The organism is Amycolatopsis thailandensis (assembly GCF_002234405.1).
GTDB lineage: Bacteria > Actinomycetota > Actinomycetes > Mycobacteriales > Pseudonocardiaceae > Amycolatopsis > Amycolatopsis thailandensis.
The window spans coordinates 30,542-47,973 of the sequence record NZ_NMQT01000161.1; the positions used below are offsets into that span (position 1 = coordinate 30,542).

The window sequence follows — 17,432 nt, forward strand, 5'->3', positions numbered from 1 at the left end:
GAACCGAGGAGATTGCCGTGGACGACGGGCGCTTGAGGGGCGATGGCCGGCTCGGTGACGACTTCAACGGCGGGTGGTCGGAACGTGACGACGGCCGGGAGGACTGGACGTCCTTCCGGGACCGGGTCGACCGCGAATGGCGCTCGCGCCGGGCACAGGGGTCGGACAGCGACCCCGTGTCCCCGGACGAGGCCTCCCGCTGGCTGACCGATTCGAACGCGGGACAGGGACCCGCCGATTTCAGCGTCTCGGACTACCGGGAACGCCTCCTCGGCGGCCCCGGGGCGGAACTGTTCGGTGGTGGCAGTGGTCCGCTCTACGACTCCGGCGAGTTCGCCAGGTTCTCCTTCGACAAGGAGGAGGAACGAAGGGCGGCGGCAGCGGCCGCCGACCCGCTCGCCGCGGCACTGCCGCAGCAGGCGCAGAACGAGTACGTCGACGAGCAGTACACCACCGACGTCGAATCCTCCGGCCTGGTCCGGCCGTACTTCCGCACGCGGGGGCGGACCAAGCCGACGTACGACCTTGCCATCGAGGCGTTGATCTCGACCAGTGAACAGGGACGGGTGCTCGACCGGGTCCGCGTCCCCGAACACCGGTCGATCTGCGACCTTTGCCTGGACACCCGGTCCGTCGCCGAAGTCGCGGCGCTGTTGCGCCTGCCGCTCGGCGTGGTCCGGGTGCTGATCGGAGACGTGGCCGGCCTCGGTCTGGTCCTGGTGCACACCGCCAGCCAGAACGTGGGTGACCGGCCGAGTATCGAGTTCATGGAGAGGGTGCTCAGTGGGCTTCGGAGAATTTGACTCCGACGCGAATGCGCCGCAGGTGACCGGACCGACTTCGTCGGCCAAGATCGTGGTCGCTGGCGGATTCGGCTCGGGGAAGACCACGCTGGTCGGGGCGGTATCGGAGATCGATCCGCTGACCACCGAGGCCATGATGACCGAGGCCAGTACCGGCGTCGACGACAATTCGGCCACCCCGAACAAGTCGACGACGACCGTGGCCATGGACTTCGGCCGGATTTCGCTGGACTCGGACCTGGTGCTGTACGTGTTCGGTACGCCGGGCCAGCACCGGTTCTGGTTCATGTGGGACGACCTCGCGGTCGGCGCCATCGGCGCGGTCGTGCTGGTCGACACGCGGCGGCTCGCCGACGCGTTCCCGTCGATCGACTTCTTCGAGAACCGGAAGCTGCCGTACGTCGTGGCGATCAACTGCTTCGACCGGCTGCTGCACCACCAGATCGAGGACGTCCGGCACGCGCTGACGATCTCACCGTCCGTGCCGATCATGGCGTGTGACGCACGGGAGCGTGAGTCCGCCAAGCAGGTGTTGATCTCGGTCGTGCAGCACGCCATCGCGCACGATTCGGCGTTGCGCGCGGGGTAGAGGCCGGACGAGAAAGAGTGCGCGCGGGGTAAAAAGACGACACAAGAGCGTGCGCGCGGGGTAAAAAACAGACGAAAGCCCGGAGCGGATGCGGCCGTTGGAGTGAACTCGGCAGGCTTCACCCGCTTCGGGGATGGTGCCACCTGTCGGATCGAACGCGGGGCGATCCCTTTCACGCGATCCGGTGCCGGTAGTGCCCGATCGGGTGGCCGAAACGTCGGTGACCTGCGTGGACGTCGATTCACCCCTGGTCGCCCCAGGCCACCAAGGGGTGACCCACGAATGCGTGGTTCGGCATGTGTCGACGCGGTGAGCGGCTGGACGTTCACGTTCGGTTAACACCCTCCGCCGGGTGGCGGGCTCGACACGATCGGCGGGACGAATACGCTGGGTGGAGGCGTCTTCGTGCTCGGCGGTACCGGCGATCGGTGCTGGTCTGTGCTGGTCATCGGGAGACGCCCGGACCACGCCGCCCAGGTGGTCTTGACGCAGCGAGGAGGGACTTGTGACGGCATCCGGGCAGCAGAGCTCGTTCGGCTGGCTCATCACGGATTTCGCGCGCCGGGTTCCCGGCGCGGCGCACGCCGTGCTGGTCTCCGCGGACGGGCTTCTCCTCGCGCCGTCGGACGGGCTGCCGCAGGAGCGCGCCGAACAGCTGTCCGCGGTCGCCTCCGGGCTGATCAGCCTCACCGCCGGCGCGGCGCGCTGCTTCGACGCGGGCGGGGTCAACCAGACCGTCGTCGAGATGGAACGCGGGTACCTCTTCCTCATGTCGGTCGCCGACGGCTCCTCGCTCGCCGTCCTGGCGGCGCCGACCTGCGACATCGGCACCGTGGCCTACGAGATGACCCTGCTCGTCGAGCGGGTCGGGCAGCAGATCACCCCCGAGCTGCGGGCGCAGCTGCAGGGCGGCGTACGTGGGTAACCGCCGATGAAGATCACCGGATTCACCGAACCGGAACCCTCCGGCTGGGACTCCCTCTATCAGGGCACCGAACGCGAGTCTTTCGATTCACCGAGCCGGTTCGAGCTGAGCTCGATCAGCACGGTCATGCCGCGGCGCCCGGCCAAGCCGCCGGAGCCGGTCCCGACGCCTCCTCCGCCCCCGTCGGCGCTTTCGTCGATGCCTTCGCCGATCCGGCAGTCGCCGCCGCCTCGCTCCAGGGCGGAACCCGCTTCGGTCTACCTGCCCACTTCGGGCTCCCGGGTGCGGCCCTACACGCGCACCGGCGGGCGCACCCGCACCGCGCACGACCTGGCGCTGGAGGCGCTGGTGTCGACCAGCGAGGACGGCCGCCGGTATCGCGGCGTGCGGACTCCCGAGCACCGGCAGATCTGCGACCTGTGCCTGGACACCCGGTCGATCGCGGAGATCGCCGCGCACCTGCGGCTGCCGCTGGGCGTCGTGAAGGTGCTCGTCGGCGACATGGCGGACGCGGGCCTGGTGCTGATTCACCAGACGGAGCTGATCCTCGGCGACTCCTCCTCGCGCGCCTTCATGGAGCGCGTGCTTCAAGGCCTTCGCGACCTTTAGGACTTTCTCGGAAGTTCCGGTGTGTCCACTTTGCCCGGTCCGGTAGGGTTCGGCTACTTCGCCGTCGAGCGAAGAACACCTGACTGGGGAGTCATTGTGAAGAAAATCGGAGCGGTCACCCTTGTGGCCGGAACCGTCCTGGCCGCCTCGCTCGCGGGAGCCGGCGTGGCCAGCGCAGAGGAGAAGAGGGGCACCAAGTGCCTCACGCCCACCAAGGAATGCAAGCTCGCGTCGGGCTTCTTCCCCGGTGGGCAGATCCACGTCGACATCGACGCGATCGGGCAGAACTACTACTTCACCTGGACGCTGGGCAACTGCAAGGGCGGTGCCTACGTCGCGGACCCGCCGAGGTCCTTCACCTGCACCCTGCCCGCCAGCTTCTACACGCTGACTGGGCGGAACGAGCCGTTCACCGTTCAGTGGGAGATGGGTCTGCGCTGGGGCTGATGTCGTTCTCGCCGGGCCGCGGTACTCGCTTTCGTGAGTGCCGCGGCCCGGTGCTTTCCGGCGCTTTGCGGCTACGTCAGGGACCGTACCGAAAGTATTCGATTGCATGTCGTGACATAAAATCACGCTATGTCATCAAATGACCGGCTGGTGATCCGCGCGTTCGGTGACGAGTCCTTCAAGGAATCCGATGTCGACGGGTTCTATGTGCTGGCAGCCGCGGTCTTCGACCGAGCCGTGCATGACGAGGTCCGTCTGGTCATGTCGGAGCTTCGAGGCAAGCGGCGTATCCCGAAACTTCACTGGAACGAGATGGATCCGGCGGAACAGGAGGCCGCTGTCAAGACGCTCGCCGGACTCGACGGCTTTCACCTCGTCGCGATCGGTTCCCCGGTACCCCGGCGACGGCAGGAACGTGCCCGGGCCCGCTGTCTCCGGCGGTTGGTTCTCGAACTCTCCGCGTTCGACGTCGAGATGCTCGTGCTCGAGTCACGGACAGCCACGTTGAACGCTCGGGACGTCGAAACGGTCAAAGGTGCCCGGTTCGACCTTCCGAAGGGCACCGCTTTCCGGGTAGCCCACGAGCCGGGCAAAGACGAACCACTGCTTTGGGCGGCGGACATCGTCGCCGGTGCGATCAAGGCAGGGAAGGACGGGCGCCTCGGCTATCGTCGGTTGATCGAGGATCTCGTGTGCGAGATAGCCGTCGAGACGGACTGCTAGCGGACATGCGTAAGGCCAGGGTCCCGGTCTGCCCCGGGTGCACCTGGCCTTGCGACTCGCCTGACGTCCGCGACGTCACGCTCCGAACACAGTCTAGACCAGTCGTCGCGGCAAAGCACGCCACCGCCAGGTCAGTCTTCGACGAGGGCGGCCGAGGTGATCCGGTGCAGCGGGTACCGCTCGTTGTCGGTCCCTTCCAGGACCCCGCCACCGACCCGCATCGGCCGCACCACCCGCTGACTCGCCGTCCCGCGTGAGTCGACGAACCCGATCCACACCTCCCGGCGCTCCATGGTCGCTTGCGACAGCAACGCCAGCGTCGCGGACGTGTCCCCGGCGCCGCCTCCTTGCGGCGCCCGCACGGTCTCGCCGCGACGACGCGCCGAAGCGGCGTCACCGGCTCGGACGTGCGCGACGATTTTGCCGACCTGGTCGTCCGTCAGCCCGGCAGGCTCCCCAGGGGCCCGACGCGCGGCACGCGCCTTCGCGGGCAGACGACGGCCGGACGGCCTGATGTCCATGACGCGTCCGTCGGGTCCCTCGGCGGCCGGGGCGAACCCGGCGGCGCGAAGGGCGTCGAGGACTTCGGCGAGCGGGTACGCGCTGATGAGCACTGTCGGCGCGATCATGCGCAAGCCGTACTCGGTCGCGACGGGGCTCCCCATGACCTCCGCGAGCAGCGACGCGTCATCGCAGCGCAAGAACGACTCGGCGGCCCCGCCGCGCAGCCGCCCGTGCCGCCGGGCGACGTCGTCGATCAGGTAGCTCAGCGACTGCGGCACCGGCGTCGCCGACTTCGCCGTGAACAGCTGGTGCAGTTCACCCGCGGTCCGCCCGGTGTCGAGCGCGCGCCGCACGGACGTCTCGGTGATCCGGTAGACGGTCGCGTGCCCGGCCGATTCGATGTCGGCGACGGCGGTCATCTCGGCCGCGAGCTCGGCTTCCAGCGGTCCCGGCGCGACCACGGTCAGGTCGGCCTGGACCAGGACGTGGTCCACCGGACGCGGCAGCGCGTCGAGCATCGCCTCGATCGCTCCTGGCCGGTCCTCGGCCAGCAGCGCCCTCGTCGCCGTGGTGAGCCCGCCGAGCCCGATCAGGCCGAGCGCGGACGCCTCGGCCATCGTCCAGCGCACGGTCTCGTCCCGCAGCCGCCCGCCCCGCCGCGGCGCGCGCCAGGCGAGCGCGGCGACCAGCTCGTCGATGCTCTTCACCCCGGCGCCTTCGGGCAGCGCGGCCAAGGCGAGCAGGATCCGCCGCCGCGAGGTGGGTGCCAGCGGACGGCGCAGATCCTCCGAAAGCGGCGCGATCGGCTTGTCCTTCGCGTCGCGTCCGCCGGCGAGACCGGGCAGCCGGGGAAGTTCGAGCCAGGCCTGCGCGACCGTCATCCAGCGTTGCGCCGTCGGCGACGCGAGCCACGAATCCGTGAGCGTCGTCGGCACCCATTCCGGCGTGGTCGCCTCGCTGTCGGCCACCAGCCCGGCGCCGACCGCGAGCTCCGCCAGCAGGGTCACCCGCGTCTCGTCGACGTCGAGATCCTTGGCGAGCTTCTTCAGTTCGCGGACCCCGAGCCCGCCGGACTTCAGCACCGGCGGCGGCGTTTCCGACCACGAGCGGAGCATGGTTTCGGTCTGGCGCAAGAACTCCATCACCTCGCCGGCCGCCGTCGTGTCCACTGTGGACTGCTGATGCGGATGCACGGGGAGTTCCGGTTCGCGCAGCGACGCGGGTTCGAACACCGTCCCGCCGCGCAGGGCGATCCCGATCTCACGCGGCAGTTCGACGGTCTGATCGTCCCGGCGCAGCAACAGTCCCCGGGCGAGCAGCCGCTGGACGGGGTTCTGCGCCCGCTCCAGCGGGACGTCGGCCGACGCGTCGCGGGTGCGGCCGATCGGCGGCCCGGCGGCGAGCGTCGTCAGCAGGGCGCGTTCGTCCTCGCCGACGTCGGCGAGCGCGGCCTGGATGTCCGTTCCGGCGAGCGAGGGCGAAGACGATCCCAGACCGGCGGGGAAGGGGCCGAGCGCGTCGCGGGCCGACGGCGGGACGCGCAGCGCGTCGTCGTCACCCCAGACCAGCGCCCGCGTGCGCAACAGCGTCAGCGCCGCGCCGATCCCGGCGCCCGCGAGCCGGGATACCTCGGCCGCGGGGACCGGATCGGTGTCCGCTCCGGCGAGCAGCAGGGCGTCGAGCACGGCGAGGGTGAAGGTGTCGAGGTCTTCGCAGGCGCGCGCGACGGAACCCGGCGTGCCTGCACGGGTGGCGAGCACGATGGTGTCGGACGGAGGTGGCGTGGACAGGTCTCGACGCGCGCGCAGCAGTGCCGCGAGGGCGTCGTCGGACTCCTGGCGCAGCCAGTCCGCCAGGGAGGGCGCGGGCATAGAGGACCAGGATACCGGGCGGGTGGAGGCCCGGCAGCCACGTTCGGGCAGACTGTCCCTTGAGAACGGCTTGACCATGCTCGGGAGGACGTTGTGGCGAAGGGCGAGAACAAGAAGCGCGCGGGGATCGACCCGACGTGGCCCGGTGAGGACGGGGAGCACCCGGTCACCGAGCTCGCATCGGATCGGCAGGGCGCCCTGTCCCCGTTCGGCGACGTGACCTTCCCGCTCGAAGCGGTGCCCTACGTGCACCCCGAAACCGAGATCAACCGGTAAAGCTACTGGTCAGTTACCCCCTGCGAGGGTTCGTGGCGGTCGTCACGGGAGTAGGTTTTCGATCGACCTATTCGAGCGTTCCTCAGCGGGGGTAGTGCCATGCCGGTTCCCGGTCCCGGATATTCGATCACCGTCCGGGTGGAGGCCCCCGCGTCGTCCACCGCGGCGGGTGACCTGACCACGGCCGTCGGCCGGGTCGGCGGCGTGCTGACCGCGTTCGACGTCGTCGAGTCGCACCCCGACTCGATCGTCGTCGACATCAGCGCCAACGCCCTGTCGGAGAATCACGCGCAGGACATCACGCAGACCCTGGACTCGATGCCGGGCGTCCGCGTCCGCAAGGTCTCCGACCGGACGTTCCTGATCCACCTCGGCGGCAAGATCGAGGTCAGCCCCAAGGTCGCGCTCCGCAACCGTGACGACCTCTCCCGCGCGTACACGCCGGGTGTCGCCCGCGTCTGCCAGGCGATCGCGGCGAACCCCGAGGACGCGCGCCGCCTGACCATCAAGCGCAACACGGTCGCGGTGCTCACCGACGGTTCCGCGGTGCTGGGGCTGGGCAACATCGGTCCGGCCGCCGCGCTCCCGGTGATGGAGGGCAAGGCGGCGCTGTTCAAGAAGTTCGCCGACGTCGACGCGTGGCCGGTCTGCCTGGACACCCAGGACACCGAAGAGATCATCATGATCGCGAAGGCGCTCGCGCCGGTCTACGCGGGCATCAACCTCGAGGACATCGCCGCGCCGCGCTGCTTCGAGATCGAGAAGCGCCTGCGTGAGCAGCTCGACATCCCGGTGTTCCACGACGACCAGCACGGCACCGCGATCGTCGTGGTCGCCGCGCTGCGCAACGCCCTGCGCGTGGTCGGGAAGAACATCGAAGACTGCAAGATCGTCGTCAGCGGTGTCGGCGCGGCGGGCTCGGCGATCATCCGCCTGCTGCTGCGCAAGAACCCGGGCGACATCGTGGCCGCCGACATCGACGGCATCGTGCACTCCGCGCGCGGCAACCTCGACGACAACCTGACCTGGATCGCCGAGCACACCAACAAGGAACAGCAGGCCGGCACGCTGCACGAGGCGCTCGTCGGCGCCGACGTGTTCATCGGGGTCTCCGCGCCGAACCTGTTCGGGGCCGAGCAGGTCGCGACCATGAAGTCCGACGCGGTCGTGTTCGCGCTGGCCAACCCGGACCCGGAGATCGACCCCCTGGAAGCGGGGAAGCACGCCGCCGTGGTCGCCACCGGCCGCAGCGACTTCCCGAACCAGATCAACAACGTCCTCGCGTTCCCCGGCGTCTTCCGCGGGCTGCTCGACGCGCAGGCGCACCACATCGACGACTCGATGCTGCTCGCGGCCGCCGACGCCATCGCGGACGTCGTGGACAACGGCAAGCTGAACGCCTCGTTCATCGTGCCGAGCGTCTTCGACAGCGCCGTCGCCCCCGCCGTCGCCGAGGCGGTCAAGAAGGCGGCCAAAGCAGGTCAGCAGTAGGGCGCGATACCAAAGGTCCCTTGCTCCATTCGGCGGCATCGTCATCACTGAGGCCGACCCCGGGGGCCGACTCCAGGGTGACGACTCCGCACGTGCCCCGCTCCTAGTCTCGATTTCGACCAAGAAGTCGATCATGACGGGGGTTGGGGATGAATCGCTCTGTCCTGAGCAAAATCGGGACACTGACGGCCGCGGTGGTCACCACGGCGGTACTCGTACCGGCCTCGGCGTCCGCCGCGGCCGGTGCGCTGGACTGGGAAGCCTGTCCGGACGCGCCCACACTGCAGTGCACCACCTTGAAGGTCCCGCTCGACTACCGGAACCCGGGCGGGCCGACCATCGACATCGCCGTTTCGAAGCTCGCCAGTACCAAGCCGGCGAAGCGGCGCGGCGTCATGCTGACGAATCCGGGCGGCCCCGGTGGCCCGGGGCTGACCATGCCGGAATCCCTGCGCGCCGCGGGTATGCCGGCGAGTGTGCTCGACGCGTACGACATCATCGGGTTCGACCCGCGGGGGATCGGGCACAGCACGCCGGTCACCTGCGATCTCAAGCCCGAGCAGCTGGTCAGCAACGTCCCGCCGTACGCGCGTGACGCGGCGGCGGTGGCGGAGCGGGCGACGCAAGTGGCCGGTGTCGCGAAGCAGTGCGGTGAGTCGAAGACCGCGGGGATCCTGCCGTACATCACCACGGCCAACACCGCCCGCGACATGGACCGGATCCGGGAAGCCCTGGGCGAGAAGAAGCTCTCGTATTACGGCGTCTCGTACGGCAGCTATCTCGGCGCCGTGTACTCGACGCTGTTCCCGCAGCGGACCGACCGCATCGTGCTCGACAGCGTGGTCGGCCCGGGCGGGCTCGACCCGTCGACTTCTCGCCGGCTCGCGGAGGGTTTCCAAGACCGCTTCCCGGACTTCGCGAAGTGGGCGGCGGCACGGCACGCCAGCTACGGGCTCGGCAGTACCCCGCGGCAGGTGACGGCGAAGTTCTACGAACTCGCCGCCAAGCTCGACGGCCGCGCGGTCCCCGGCGTGGACGGCGCGGCGTTCCGGATGGGCACGTTCGGCGCGCTGTATTCGACCAGGTCCTTCCCCACGCTGGCGCAGCAGTGGCAGGCGCTCGACGGCGAAGGCGTGCTGAAGCAGTCCGCTCAGGCCGCGCAGATCGACATGGGCAACGTGCTGTCCGGCCAGCTGCACGTGGTCTGCAACGACGCGAACTGGCCCGAGAACGTCGGGACGTATCAGCGCAACGTCGAGAAGGACCGGGTCAAGTACCCGATGTTCGGCGCCGCCGGGGCCAACATCTGGGCGTGCGCGTACTGGCCGTCCGAGTCGATCGAGCCTGCCGTGCGGATCGGCGACCGTGGCCCGTCGAACATCCTGGTGGTGCAGAACCTGCGTGACCCCGCCACTCCGCTCAGCGGGGCCAAGGAGACACGGCGCGCGCTGGGTGACCGCGCGCGGATGGTGTCGGTCGACGACGGCGGGCACGGGGTCTGGCTGAGCTCGGAGAACGCTTGCGGCAACAACGCCGTCAACCGGTTCCTCGTGGACGGCAAGCGTCCCGCGCACGACACGGCCTGCGCCGCGGACAACGGCGGGTACTTCGGCTCGATGTCGCCGGAGCGGCGCCAGGAACGCGAGAAGGCGCTCGACGAGGTTCGCTCGAAGCAGCGCATGTTCTGAGGACTAGCCTGCTTGGCGTGAGTGAACTCAGCCACGTCGACCATACGGGCGCCGCCCGTATGGTCGACGTTTCCGGCAAGACGCCCACCGCCCGCACCGCGCTGGCGGGCGGCACCGTGCACACCACGGCCGAGGTGCTCGGCCTGCTGGCGACGGACGGGCTACCCAAGGGCGACGCCCTCGCGACCGCCCGGATCGCGGGCATCATGGGCGCGAAGAAGGTGCCCGAGCTGATCCCGCTCTGCCATCAGATCGCGCTGTCCGGGGTGAAGGTCGAGTTCGCTCTCGACGAGACCGCCGTGCACATCACCGCGACCGCGAAGACGAACGACCGCACCGGCGTCGAGATGGAGGCGCTGACCGCCGTCGCCGTCGCCGGGCTGACCCTGCACGACATGATCAAGGCCGTCGATCCCGCCGCGACCCTCGACGACGTCCGCCTGATCCGCAAGGACGGCGGCAAGACCGGGACCTGGGAGCGGCCGTGAACCGGGTCGCGAGGGTGATCGTGGCGTCGAACCGCGCCGCGAAGGGTGTCTACGAGGACACGACCGGCCCGGTCATCACGGCGTGGCTCGCCGAGCGCGGCTGGGACGTGCCGGAACCCGTGGTCGTCGAGGACGGCGAACCGGTCGGCGAGGCCTTGCGGGACGCCGTCGCGGCCCGGGTCCAGGTGATCGTGACCACCGGCGGCACCGGCATCTCGCCGACGGACCGCACCCCGGACGTCACGCGCGCAGTCCTCGACTACGAACTCCCCGGCGTCGCGGACGCGATCCGGGCCGCCGGACTGCCCAAGGTGCCCACGGCCGTGCTCTCGCGCGGGGTCGCCGGCGTCGCCGGACGGACCCTGGTGGTGAACCTGCCCGGCTCACGCGGTGGCGTGAAGGACGGCCTGGGCGTACTGGACGGGATCCTCGACCATGCCGTCGACCAGCTGGCGGGCGGCGACCACCCACGGGAGGCACAGCAGTGAGCGTTCGGGTCGCACGGACCGCGGTGGTCGACGAGCCGCTTTCGGTCGAGGAACACGCCCGGCTGGTGGACGACGCGGCCGCGGGCGCCGTCGTCACCTTTGGCGGGGTCGTGCGGGACCACGACGGCGGGCGGTCGGTGGAACGGCTCGCCTACGAAGGTCACCCCAGCGCTTCGGAGGTGCTCGCGGAGGTCGTCGCGGATCTCTCCGGAAAGTGGACCGGGGTACGGGCGGTCGCCGTGAGTCACCGGTTGGGCGCGCTGGCGATCGGGGACGTCGCGCTGGCGTGCGCCGTGGCGGCCGAGCACCGTGGCCAGGCCTTCGCCGCCTGCTCGGAGCTGGTCGACGAGGTCAAGGCGCGGCTGCCGGTGTGGAAGCACCAGCACTTCACCGATGGCAGCGACGAGTGGGTCAATTCGCCGTAGCGAGGGGTGGAGCGCTTCGGTGGTCGTGAGTGGCGATTCGGGTTAGAGCGGACCGGTGTTTACCTACCTGCGCCTGACTGGGCGAGGGTGGTGGTTTCGCGTCTGCCGGGCGCGACGGTGAAGGAATTGGGACGTTGAACGTCCCAATTCCTTCACCGTGGGGTCGCCCCGGCTTCGGACCTTGATCAACGGAGGATCTGGGACACTCAACGTCCCCGATCTTCCGTTGATCGAGGTCGTGCCAGGAGCGACCGGTGGCAGACGAGGTGACGGGGGAAGATTCCGGACGTTGAGCGTCCGGAATCTTCCCCCGTCGACCACACCACCATCCAGCACCACGACGAAACAAGGCCCCACCGACGACGGATCCGGACGTTCACAGTCCCGGTCTCCCTCACCAACGAGACCGAGCGTGGAGGATTTGGGACGTTGAACGTCCCAAATCCTCCACACTCGACCGGTCACACCAGTGGGCAGGCAAAAACGAGTTCGCCAGAACCCGAATCGCCACTCACGACCAGCCCGACCCACGCGGTACCGGCTCCGGATACGACAAGGCCCCACCGCCGGGGGAACAGCGCGGTGGGGCCTTGACAGCCGTGACGTGGCCACGCGGGGGATCCCCGCGGGCATCACGACCTACTGGTGCTCAAGAGCTCACTTGGTGGCGAGCTTCTGACCGACGACGATGAAGTCGGCGTTCGACACGTAGTCCTTGTTCAGGTCCTGGAGCTTCTGGAAGCCGCCCTGGACGTTGAACTTGGACGCGATCTTCGACAGCGTGTCGCCCGCCACGACGGTGTAGTCACCGGCCGGGTTGGAGTTGGCGACCTTGGCGGCCGGCGCCTGGACCGGAGCCTGCTGCTTCTGGACCGGGGCGGTCGACTTCTTCGGGGTCACCTTCTTGGTGGCCTTCGGGGCGCTCGACTTGGCCTTGGCGGGGCTGGCGGAGCCGCCCTTCTTGCCACAGACCGGCCACGCGCCGATGCCCTGGCCCTGGAGGACCCGCTCGGCGACGGCGATCTGCTGCTCGCGCGAAGCGTTGTGCGCGCTGCCGGTGCCGCCGTAGGCGCGCCAGGTGCTCTGCGAGAACTGGAGACCACCGTAGTAGCTGTTACCGGTGTTGGTGCTCCAGTTGCCGCCGCTCTCGCACTGCGCGATGGCGTCCCAGTTGGTCGCCGACGCGGGGGTCGCGGCGATTGCGAGGGGAGCGCCGACCGCGACGCCCGCAATGGCAACGCGAGCGATGTGGCGGGTGGCGGCGGACATCTTGCGGTGCTTGCCTCGGTAAGACATGTGAGTAAATCTCGCTCCCTGCGCCTACGAGCCGGTGCTGAGGGAAGACCCAGGGGTCTGGCCGGCCGTCTCAGGCCAGCTGACTTCGCCTGACGCACGCCGCGTCGGCTCGGTCCCCTCGTCCCTGTCCGGAAATGCTTTCGCTCGGGGTTGGGTCCGGGAATCCGTTGGACAGGGCTAGGCGCTACGGGTTCCCGGTGTTGCGTGGTCGGTCGGGGCCAACCGAAAAGCGACGGTACGTAACGAACGAGCCCAACGGAAATTATTCGAGCCGTGACCTACGTCACAGTAACGGCGCGCAACCTCCGGCGATTCGACTGTTTTCCCTGGTCAGTGGGCCGTTACCGGACCGTTTCCTGGCCGAGATAATTCACGGATCGTGAGGCTTGCATCACGTGGATTAAGGGATGACTGGCCCATTCGTGCGCCTTCGCGCGCGAATGGGCCGCGCACTTTAGCGAGCCCTCAAGAAGTTCGCCAGCCCTGGCAGGTCATCCGTATTCAGGTGGTCGACCCCGGCGGCGACCAGCTCTTTCCATAACGCTTCACGTGCTGGTCCAGCGGTATCCGGCGTGGCCCAGAAACGCACGCGCTGACCCGCCGCGTGGGCGTCTTTGACCAGTTTGTGTAGTTTCGCCCGCTCTTCGGCGGGGAAGGGGCCCGCGCCGGTCCAGGTGAACAGTCCGGTCCAGGAGTCGGAGACCAACGGGGTCACCCGGGGGTCGGAACCGATCCCGAGGTCGTTCTCGTCCTTGATGCGGCCGTCGTAGAAGGCGAGCCGGAACCGCTGTCCGAGCATCACGTCCTTGGGCCGCCCGCCGGACAGCACCGCGGTGACGGCCCGCTTCTGGACGTGCCCGAACGCGTACAGAGAGAAGAGGAAGGAATAGCGCGGGTCGTACAGCCGCTTCTCCAGGGCCGCGTAGGTGCTGTTCGCGTCGCCCTTGACGTCGATCAGCAGCTGGAACTCCTGCCGCTGCCGGTAGACGCCGCCGTGGTTGGCCAGGACGCGCTTGCGCAGCGGCTCCAGGTAGAGCGACTCCAGGGTGCGGTCCGGGCGGGTGTCCGCGAGGTCGTGCGCGACCAGCAGTTGCCCGTCCACGAGATAGATGTCGGCCTCGACGCTGGTGAAGCCCTGATCGAGCGCTTCCTGAAGCGGGCGTGTGTGCTCGTAGTCGTTGTGGCTGTGCGCCTGCGGCAGCGGCCGGACGCCGCGTTCGTGGGCGGAGACCGGCGCTGTCGCCAGACTCGTGGCGGCGACCGCGGCGAGCAGCGCGGCGAGGATACGGCGGGGAGTGATCACTGGCGCATCCTCGGCGGCTTCGGCGTCCGGGTGGTGAATTCCGGGCGGACGGCGGGTCAAAGGCCCCGGAACGCCTCACCGGGGGAGCAAGGGACCTTTGCTATCACTTTTCGCCGTTCGCGCAGGTCAGAGCCGGGTCAGCCGCCGGCGAACGGGGGCAGGACGTCCAGTTCCGACGCGTCGGACAGCGGCCGCGTGAGATCCCGCACCGCGACGCCGTCCAAGAGATAGGAGACCGCGTCGAGCAGCTTCGCCAGCTTCTCCGGGTGGAGTTCGCGCAGGTGGGCGACGACATCGGCGACGCGGGCGCCGTCCGGCAGTGACACCTTCTCCTCGTCGAGGCCCACGGCCGCGCGGGCCGACGCGAAGTACCGCACCACGATGGTCACCATGTCAGCCGCCGATCGCGCTCATGGGCCGGATCGGCTGCGCGAAGCCGGCCTCGTTGATCTCGTGCCCGGCGAGCTTGCCCCACATGGTCGCCCGCCACGCGTCCGCCACCTCTTCTTCGCGCGCGCCCGCGCGCACGAGGGCACGGAGGTCGGTCTCGTCGTTGCTGAACAGGCACGAGCGCACCGCGCCGTCCGCCGTCAGCCTCGTCCGCTCGCAGGCGCCGCAGAACGGCCGCGTCACCGACGCGATCACGCCGACGTCGCCGGGGCCGCCGTCGACCAGCCATCGTTCGGCGGGCGCGCCGCCCCGCGCGGCAGGGAACGGCGAGAGCGAGAACTCCTCGCCGAGCATGCCGAGGATCTCCTCGGCGGTGATCATGTCGCGCCGGTTCCACCCGTGCTGCGCGTCCAGCGGCATCTGTTCGATGAACCGCAGGTGGTAGCCCTCGGCGAGGCAGAACTTCAGCAGCGGCACGGCCTGGTGCTCGTTCAGCCCGCGCATCAGCACCGCGTTCACCTTCACCGGGTCCAGGCCCGCCTCACGCGCGGCGGCCATGCCGGCCAGCACGTGCGACAGCCTGTCGCGGCGCGTGATCGTCTCGAACAGCGCGCGGTCGACGGTGTCCAGCGAGACGTTGATCCGGTCCAGGCCCGCGTCGGCGAGCGATTTCGCGCGCTTCGCGAGCCCGATCCCGTTGGTGGTCATGGAAAGCCGCGGTCGCGGTTCGAGCGCCGCGACCCGTTCGACGATCTTCTCCAGCCCTTGGCGCAGCAGCGGTTCGCCGCCGGTGAGCCGGATGTCGGTGATGCCGAGCCGTTCGACGGCGATCCGCAGCAGGAGCACGAGTTCGTCGTCGGTCAGCACGTCCGCGCTCGGCATCCACTCCAGCCCTTCGGCGGGCATGCAGTAGGTGCAGCGCAGATTGCACTTGTCGGTGAGCGACACCCGGAGGTCGGTCGCCACGCGGCCGAAGGTGTCGATCAGAGCGGGATTGTCCGGCCTGGGCACGCTGGGGCGGCCTCGTGTACCGGGGACACGGGGAAACCCGAGATCGACTGCTGTCATTGACACCAGACTAACCCCGAAGCGGGCGAAAGCCGACTGTCTAGAATCTCCATTCCCAGTGAATCGGTTTCTTCCCGAAGGGTTTCCGGATGGCGAAATATCCGCTTTCGGCGGAGGAATTGGCCCGGTTCGCCCATCTCGGCAGGGAAAGCAGCACGCTGACCGTCCTCCGGCACGCCAGGATCGCGGAGCTGATGGGCCTGTCGGCCACCGATCACAAGGTGCTCGAACTCGCCGGTCAGGCGCCGGGACCGTTGACAGCGGGCAGGATCGCCGAACTGACCGGGTTGTCGACGGGGGCTGTGACCGGCGTCATGGACAGACTCGAGAAAGCGGGTCTCGCCCGCCGTGTCCGCGACACCGTCGATCGCCGGAAGGTCCTGATAGAGGTCGTTCCCGGTGCCATGGAGCGCCACGCGCCGCTCTTCGAATCCGCGTACACGAACATGAAGACGGTCCTTGAGGAGTTCTCTCCGGAGGAACGGAAAGTGCTCGAACGTTTCCAGAGCGCGGTGCTCGATGGCCTCCGCGACGAACTGCCCGGCAATTCTTCACGTCCATAGCTTTTCCGCATCTGCGGCAAGTACTCTCCAGACATGCCGCAATTTCGGTTGTCTGAAGCCGCTCGTCTGCTCGGCGTCAGCGACGACACCGTCCGCCGCTGGGTGCGCGCGGGCCAGTTGACCGCGTTCGACGACTCGGCGGGCCGCAAGGTCGTCGACGGAGCCGAGCTCGCCGCGTTCGCCAAGGCGCAGGCCGAACAGCCCGAAGATCCGTCGAACGTCGGCCGCTCCGCGCGCAACCGGTTCGTCGGCCTCGTCACCGAAGTCATCACGGACAAGGTGATGGCGCAGGTCGAGCTGCAGTGCGGCCCGCATCGCGTGGTCTCCCTGATGAGCGCCGAAGCCGTCCGCGAACTCGGGCTGCGGCCCGGGGTGCTCGCGGTCGCCGTCGTCAAGGCGACCACCGTCGTGATCGAAACCCCGGAAGGAAGCCGATGAGGAGACTCGTTCCAGCCCTGCTCGCGCTGGCACTGGCCGCGACGGCCTGCGGCTCCGAGGAGCCCTCGGCCCAGCAGGCGGAGGCCAAGACGCTGACCGTGTTCGCGGCCGCGTCGCTGACCGAGTCCTTCGGGGCGCTCGGCAAGCAGTTCGAGGCGCAGCACGCCGGGGTGACGGTGAAGTTCAGCTTCGAGGGCTCCTCGGCTCTGGTCCAGAAGCTGACCCAGGGCGCGAAAGCGGACGTCTTCGCCTCCGCCGATCAGGCCAATATGGACAAAGCCACAAAGGGTGAGGTGATCGATGGGCAGCCGTCGGTGTTCGCCACCAACCAGCTCGCCATCGCCGTCGGCAAGGGCAACCCCAAGGGCGTCAAGGGGCTGGCGGATCTCGCGAAGGACGGGCTGACCGTGGTCGTCTGCGCGCCGCAGGTGCCGTGCGGGTCGGCGACGAAGAAGGTCCAGCAGTCGTCCGGGGTCACGCTCAAGCCCGCGAGTGAGGAGCAGGACGTCAAGTCCGTGCTCGCGAAAGTCCAGTCGGGCGACGCCGACGCGGGGCTGGTCTACGTCACCGACGCGACGTCCGCGGCCGCGAAGGTGGACAAAGTGGACTTCCCCGAGGCCGCGGGCGCGATCAACAACTACCCGATCGCGGTGGTGAAAGACGCTCCGCAGGCGGCTCTCGCGAAGCAGTTCACCGACGTCGTCCTGAGCGCCGAAGGCAAGAAGGAACTGGCGAAGGTCGGTTTTGGCGCGCCCTGATCACGCGTTTCGTCCTCTGGACGCGGTAGATGCACGCGCAAGTACCGCATTCAGAGGACGAAACGCGGGGGGCGGGGTCCCCTGGGTGCTCTGGCCGCCGGCGATCTGCGCACTGGCCCTGGTGGTGCTGCCGGTCGTCGGCCTGCTGGTGCGCTCGGATCTGACTCGCTTCCCCGACCTCATCACCTCGACGTCGTCGCTGAACGCGCTCAAGCTCTCCTTGATCACCGCCGGACTGTCCACTGTGGCCTGCGTGCTGCTGGGCGTCCCGCTCGCCGTGGTGCTCGCG

18 protein-coding genes and 2 pseudogenes are annotated in these 17,432 nt (G+C 69.0%); 15 read left to right on the forward strand and 5 right to left on the reverse strand.

Annotated elements, in window-relative coordinates:
- Window positions 1-17 precede the first annotated feature (17 nt).
- From CFP71_RS37655 to CFP71_RS37680, 6 genes are all read left to right on the forward strand, one after another.
- On the forward strand, window positions 18-803 hold the full coding sequence (locus CFP71_RS37655; RefSeq protein WP_093938677.1) for a DUF742 domain-containing protein: 786 nt from the start codon (window positions 18-20) through the stop codon (window positions 801-803).
- The gene (locus CFP71_RS37660) at window positions 784-1,392 is read left to right on the forward strand and encodes a GTP-binding protein (RefSeq protein ID WP_007033392.1); all 609 of its coding nucleotides are present in this window, start codon (window positions 784-786) and stop codon (window positions 1,390-1,392) included. Before CFP71_RS37655 ends, CFP71_RS37660 begins: the two co-directional genes overlap by 20 nt.
- Before the next feature lie 505 nt (window positions 1,393-1,897).
- A complete protein-coding gene (locus tag CFP71_RS37665; RefSeq protein WP_005156190.1) occupies window positions 1,898-2,317 on the forward strand; it encodes a roadblock/LC7 domain-containing protein in 420 nt (139 codons plus the stop codon).
- A 6-nt stretch (window positions 2,318-2,323) separates the two neighbouring features.
- Complete coding sequence (locus CFP71_RS37670; protein WP_093938678.1) at window positions 2,324-2,926, forward strand: DUF742 domain-containing protein; 603 nt, start codon at window positions 2,324-2,326, stop codon at window positions 2,924-2,926.
- 96 nt (window positions 2,927-3,022) lie between these two features.
- Window positions 3,023-3,373, forward strand: a complete 351-nt coding sequence (locus tag CFP71_RS37675) for a hypothetical protein (RefSeq protein WP_093938679.1) — start codon at window positions 3,023-3,025, stop codon at window positions 3,371-3,373.
- A 129-nt stretch (window positions 3,374-3,502) separates the two neighbouring features.
- Window positions 3,503-4,096, forward strand: coding sequence for a hypothetical protein (locus tag CFP71_RS37680; protein WP_093938680.1), 594 nt, complete (start codon window positions 3,503-3,505; stop codon window positions 4,094-4,096).
- Window positions 4,097-4,227: 131 nt separating this feature from the next.
- Here CFP71_RS37680 and CFP71_RS37685 read toward each other — a convergent pair whose 3' ends face one another.
- The gene (locus CFP71_RS37685) at window positions 4,228-6,471 is read right to left on the reverse strand and encodes a helicase-associated domain-containing protein (RefSeq protein ID WP_093938681.1); all 2,244 of its coding nucleotides are present in this window, start codon (window positions 6,469-6,471) and stop codon (window positions 4,228-4,230) included.
- Between the two features lie 93 nt (window positions 6,472-6,564).
- Between CFP71_RS37685 and CFP71_RS37690 the strand changes: the two genes are divergently transcribed.
- The 5 genes and pseudogenes from CFP71_RS37690 to CFP71_RS45465 all read left to right on the forward strand — a co-directional run bounded on the left by CFP71_RS37690 (window position 6,565) and on the right by CFP71_RS45465 (window position 11,327).
- A complete protein-coding gene (locus CFP71_RS37690) occupies window positions 6,565-6,747 on the forward strand; it encodes a hypothetical protein (protein WP_005156172.1) in 183 nt (60 codons plus the stop codon).
- A 99-nt stretch (window positions 6,748-6,846) separates the two neighbouring features.
- Window positions 6,847-8,238: an NAD-dependent malic enzyme gene (locus tag CFP71_RS37695; protein WP_093938682.1), complete on the forward strand. Its 1,392-nt coding sequence runs from the start codon at window positions 6,847-6,849 to the stop codon at window positions 8,236-8,238.
- A 149-nt stretch (window positions 8,239-8,387) separates the two neighbouring features.
- The gene (locus CFP71_RS37700) at window positions 8,388-9,926 is read left to right on the forward strand and encodes an alpha/beta hydrolase (protein ID WP_093938683.1); all 1,539 of its coding nucleotides are present in this window, start codon (window positions 8,388-8,390) and stop codon (window positions 9,924-9,926) included.
- A 17-nt stretch (window positions 9,927-9,943) separates the two neighbouring features.
- Window positions 9,944-10,414: a cyclic pyranopterin monophosphate synthase MoaC gene (gene moaC, locus CFP71_RS37705; RefSeq protein WP_039917570.1), complete on the forward strand. Its 471-nt coding sequence runs from the start codon at window positions 9,944-9,946 to the stop codon at window positions 10,412-10,414.
- Window positions 10,411-11,327 (forward strand): annotated as a pseudogene (locus tag CFP71_RS45465) (molybdenum cofactor biosynthesis protein MoaE). Before moaC ends, CFP71_RS45465 begins: the two are co-directional and overlap by 4 nt.
- Before the next feature lie 657 nt (window positions 11,328-11,984).
- On the opposite strand, the gene CFP71_RS37720 reads toward CFP71_RS45465, so the two are convergent.
- The 4 genes from CFP71_RS37720 to moaA form a co-directional block, all read right to left on the reverse strand.
- Window positions 11,985-12,623, reverse strand: coding sequence for a LysM peptidoglycan-binding domain-containing protein (locus CFP71_RS37720; protein WP_093938685.1), 639 nt, complete (start codon window positions 12,621-12,623; stop codon window positions 11,985-11,987).
- Between the two features lie 454 nt (window positions 12,624-13,077).
- Complete coding sequence (locus CFP71_RS37725) at window positions 13,078-13,926, reverse strand: phosphatidylinositol-specific phospholipase C/glycerophosphodiester phosphodiesterase family protein (protein WP_093938686.1); 849 nt, start codon at window positions 13,924-13,926, stop codon at window positions 13,078-13,080.
- Between the two features lie 137 nt (window positions 13,927-14,063).
- A complete protein-coding gene (locus tag CFP71_RS37730; protein WP_093938687.1) occupies window positions 14,064-14,318 on the reverse strand; it encodes a MoaD/ThiS family protein in 255 nt (84 codons plus the stop codon).
- A 1-nt stretch (window position 14,319) separates the two neighbouring features.
- The gene (gene moaA / locus CFP71_RS37735) at window positions 14,320-15,384 is read right to left on the reverse strand and encodes a GTP 3',8-cyclase MoaA (RefSeq protein WP_167406413.1); all 1,065 of its coding nucleotides are present in this window, start codon (window positions 15,382-15,384) and stop codon (window positions 14,320-14,322) included.
- An 89-nt stretch (window positions 15,385-15,473) separates the two neighbouring features.
- Between moaA and CFP71_RS37740 the strand changes: the two genes are divergently transcribed.
- The 4 genes and pseudogenes from CFP71_RS37740 to CFP71_RS37755 form a co-directional block, all read left to right on the forward strand.
- Window positions 15,474-15,947: a MarR family transcriptional regulator gene (locus tag CFP71_RS37740; RefSeq protein ID WP_093938689.1), complete on the forward strand. Its 474-nt coding sequence runs from the start codon at window positions 15,474-15,476 to the stop codon at window positions 15,945-15,947.
- A 33-nt stretch (window positions 15,948-15,980) separates the two neighbouring features.
- Window positions 15,981-16,385, forward strand: coding sequence for a TOBE domain-containing protein (locus tag CFP71_RS37745; protein ID WP_020631846.1), 405 nt, complete (start codon window positions 15,981-15,983; stop codon window positions 16,383-16,385).
- A complete protein-coding gene (gene modA, locus CFP71_RS37750) occupies window positions 16,382-17,143 on the forward strand; it encodes a molybdate ABC transporter substrate-binding protein (protein ID WP_093938690.1) in 762 nt (253 codons plus the stop codon). Before CFP71_RS37745 ends, modA begins: the two co-directional genes overlap by 4 nt.
- Window positions 17,144-17,228: 85 nt before the next feature.
- Window positions 17,229-17,432: pseudogene (locus CFP71_RS37755) on the forward strand (molybdate ABC transporter permease subunit); the annotation flags it as partial.

Bases quoted from the DNA above. Each gene is read 5' to 3' on its own strand.
- CFP71_RS37670 (WP_093938678.1), top strand. From the start codon at position 2,324: ATGAAGATCACCGGATTCACCGAACCGGAACCCTCCGGCTGGGACTCC.
- CFP71_RS37695 (WP_093938682.1), top strand. From the start codon at position 6,847: ATGCCGGTTCCCGGTCCCGGATATTCGATCACCGTCCGGGTGGAGGCC.
- CFP71_RS37745 (WP_020631846.1), top strand. From the start codon at position 15,981: ATGCCGCAATTTCGGTTGTCTGAAGCCGCTCGTCTGCTCGGCGTCAGC.
- CFP71_RS37740 (WP_093938689.1), top strand. From the start codon at position 15,474: ATGGCGAAATATCCGCTTTCGGCGGAGGAATTGGCCCGGTTCGCCCAT.
- moaA (WP_167406413.1), bottom strand. From the start codon at position 15,384: ATGACAGCAGTCGATCTCGGGTTTCCCCGTGTCCCCGGTACACGAGGC.
- CFP71_RS37720 (WP_093938685.1), bottom strand. From the start codon at position 12,623: ATGTCTTACCGAGGCAAGCACCGCAAGATGTCCGCCGCCACCCGCCAC.
- CFP71_RS37680 (WP_093938680.1), top strand. From the start codon at position 3,503: ATGTCATCAAATGACCGGCTGGTGATCCGCGCGTTCGGTGACGAGTCC.
- CFP71_RS37685 (WP_093938681.1), bottom strand. From the start codon at position 6,471: ATGCCCGCGCCCTCCCTGGCGGACTGGCTGCGCCAGGAGTCCGACGAC.
- CFP71_RS37730 (WP_093938687.1), bottom strand. From the start codon at position 14,318: ATGGTGACCATCGTGGTGCGGTACTTCGCGTCGGCCCGCGCGGCCGTG.
- CFP71_RS37700 (WP_093938683.1), top strand. From the start codon at position 8,388: ATGAATCGCTCTGTCCTGAGCAAAATCGGGACACTGACGGCCGCGGTG.
- modA (WP_093938690.1), top strand. From the start codon at position 16,382: ATGAGGAGACTCGTTCCAGCCCTGCTCGCGCTGGCACTGGCCGCGACG.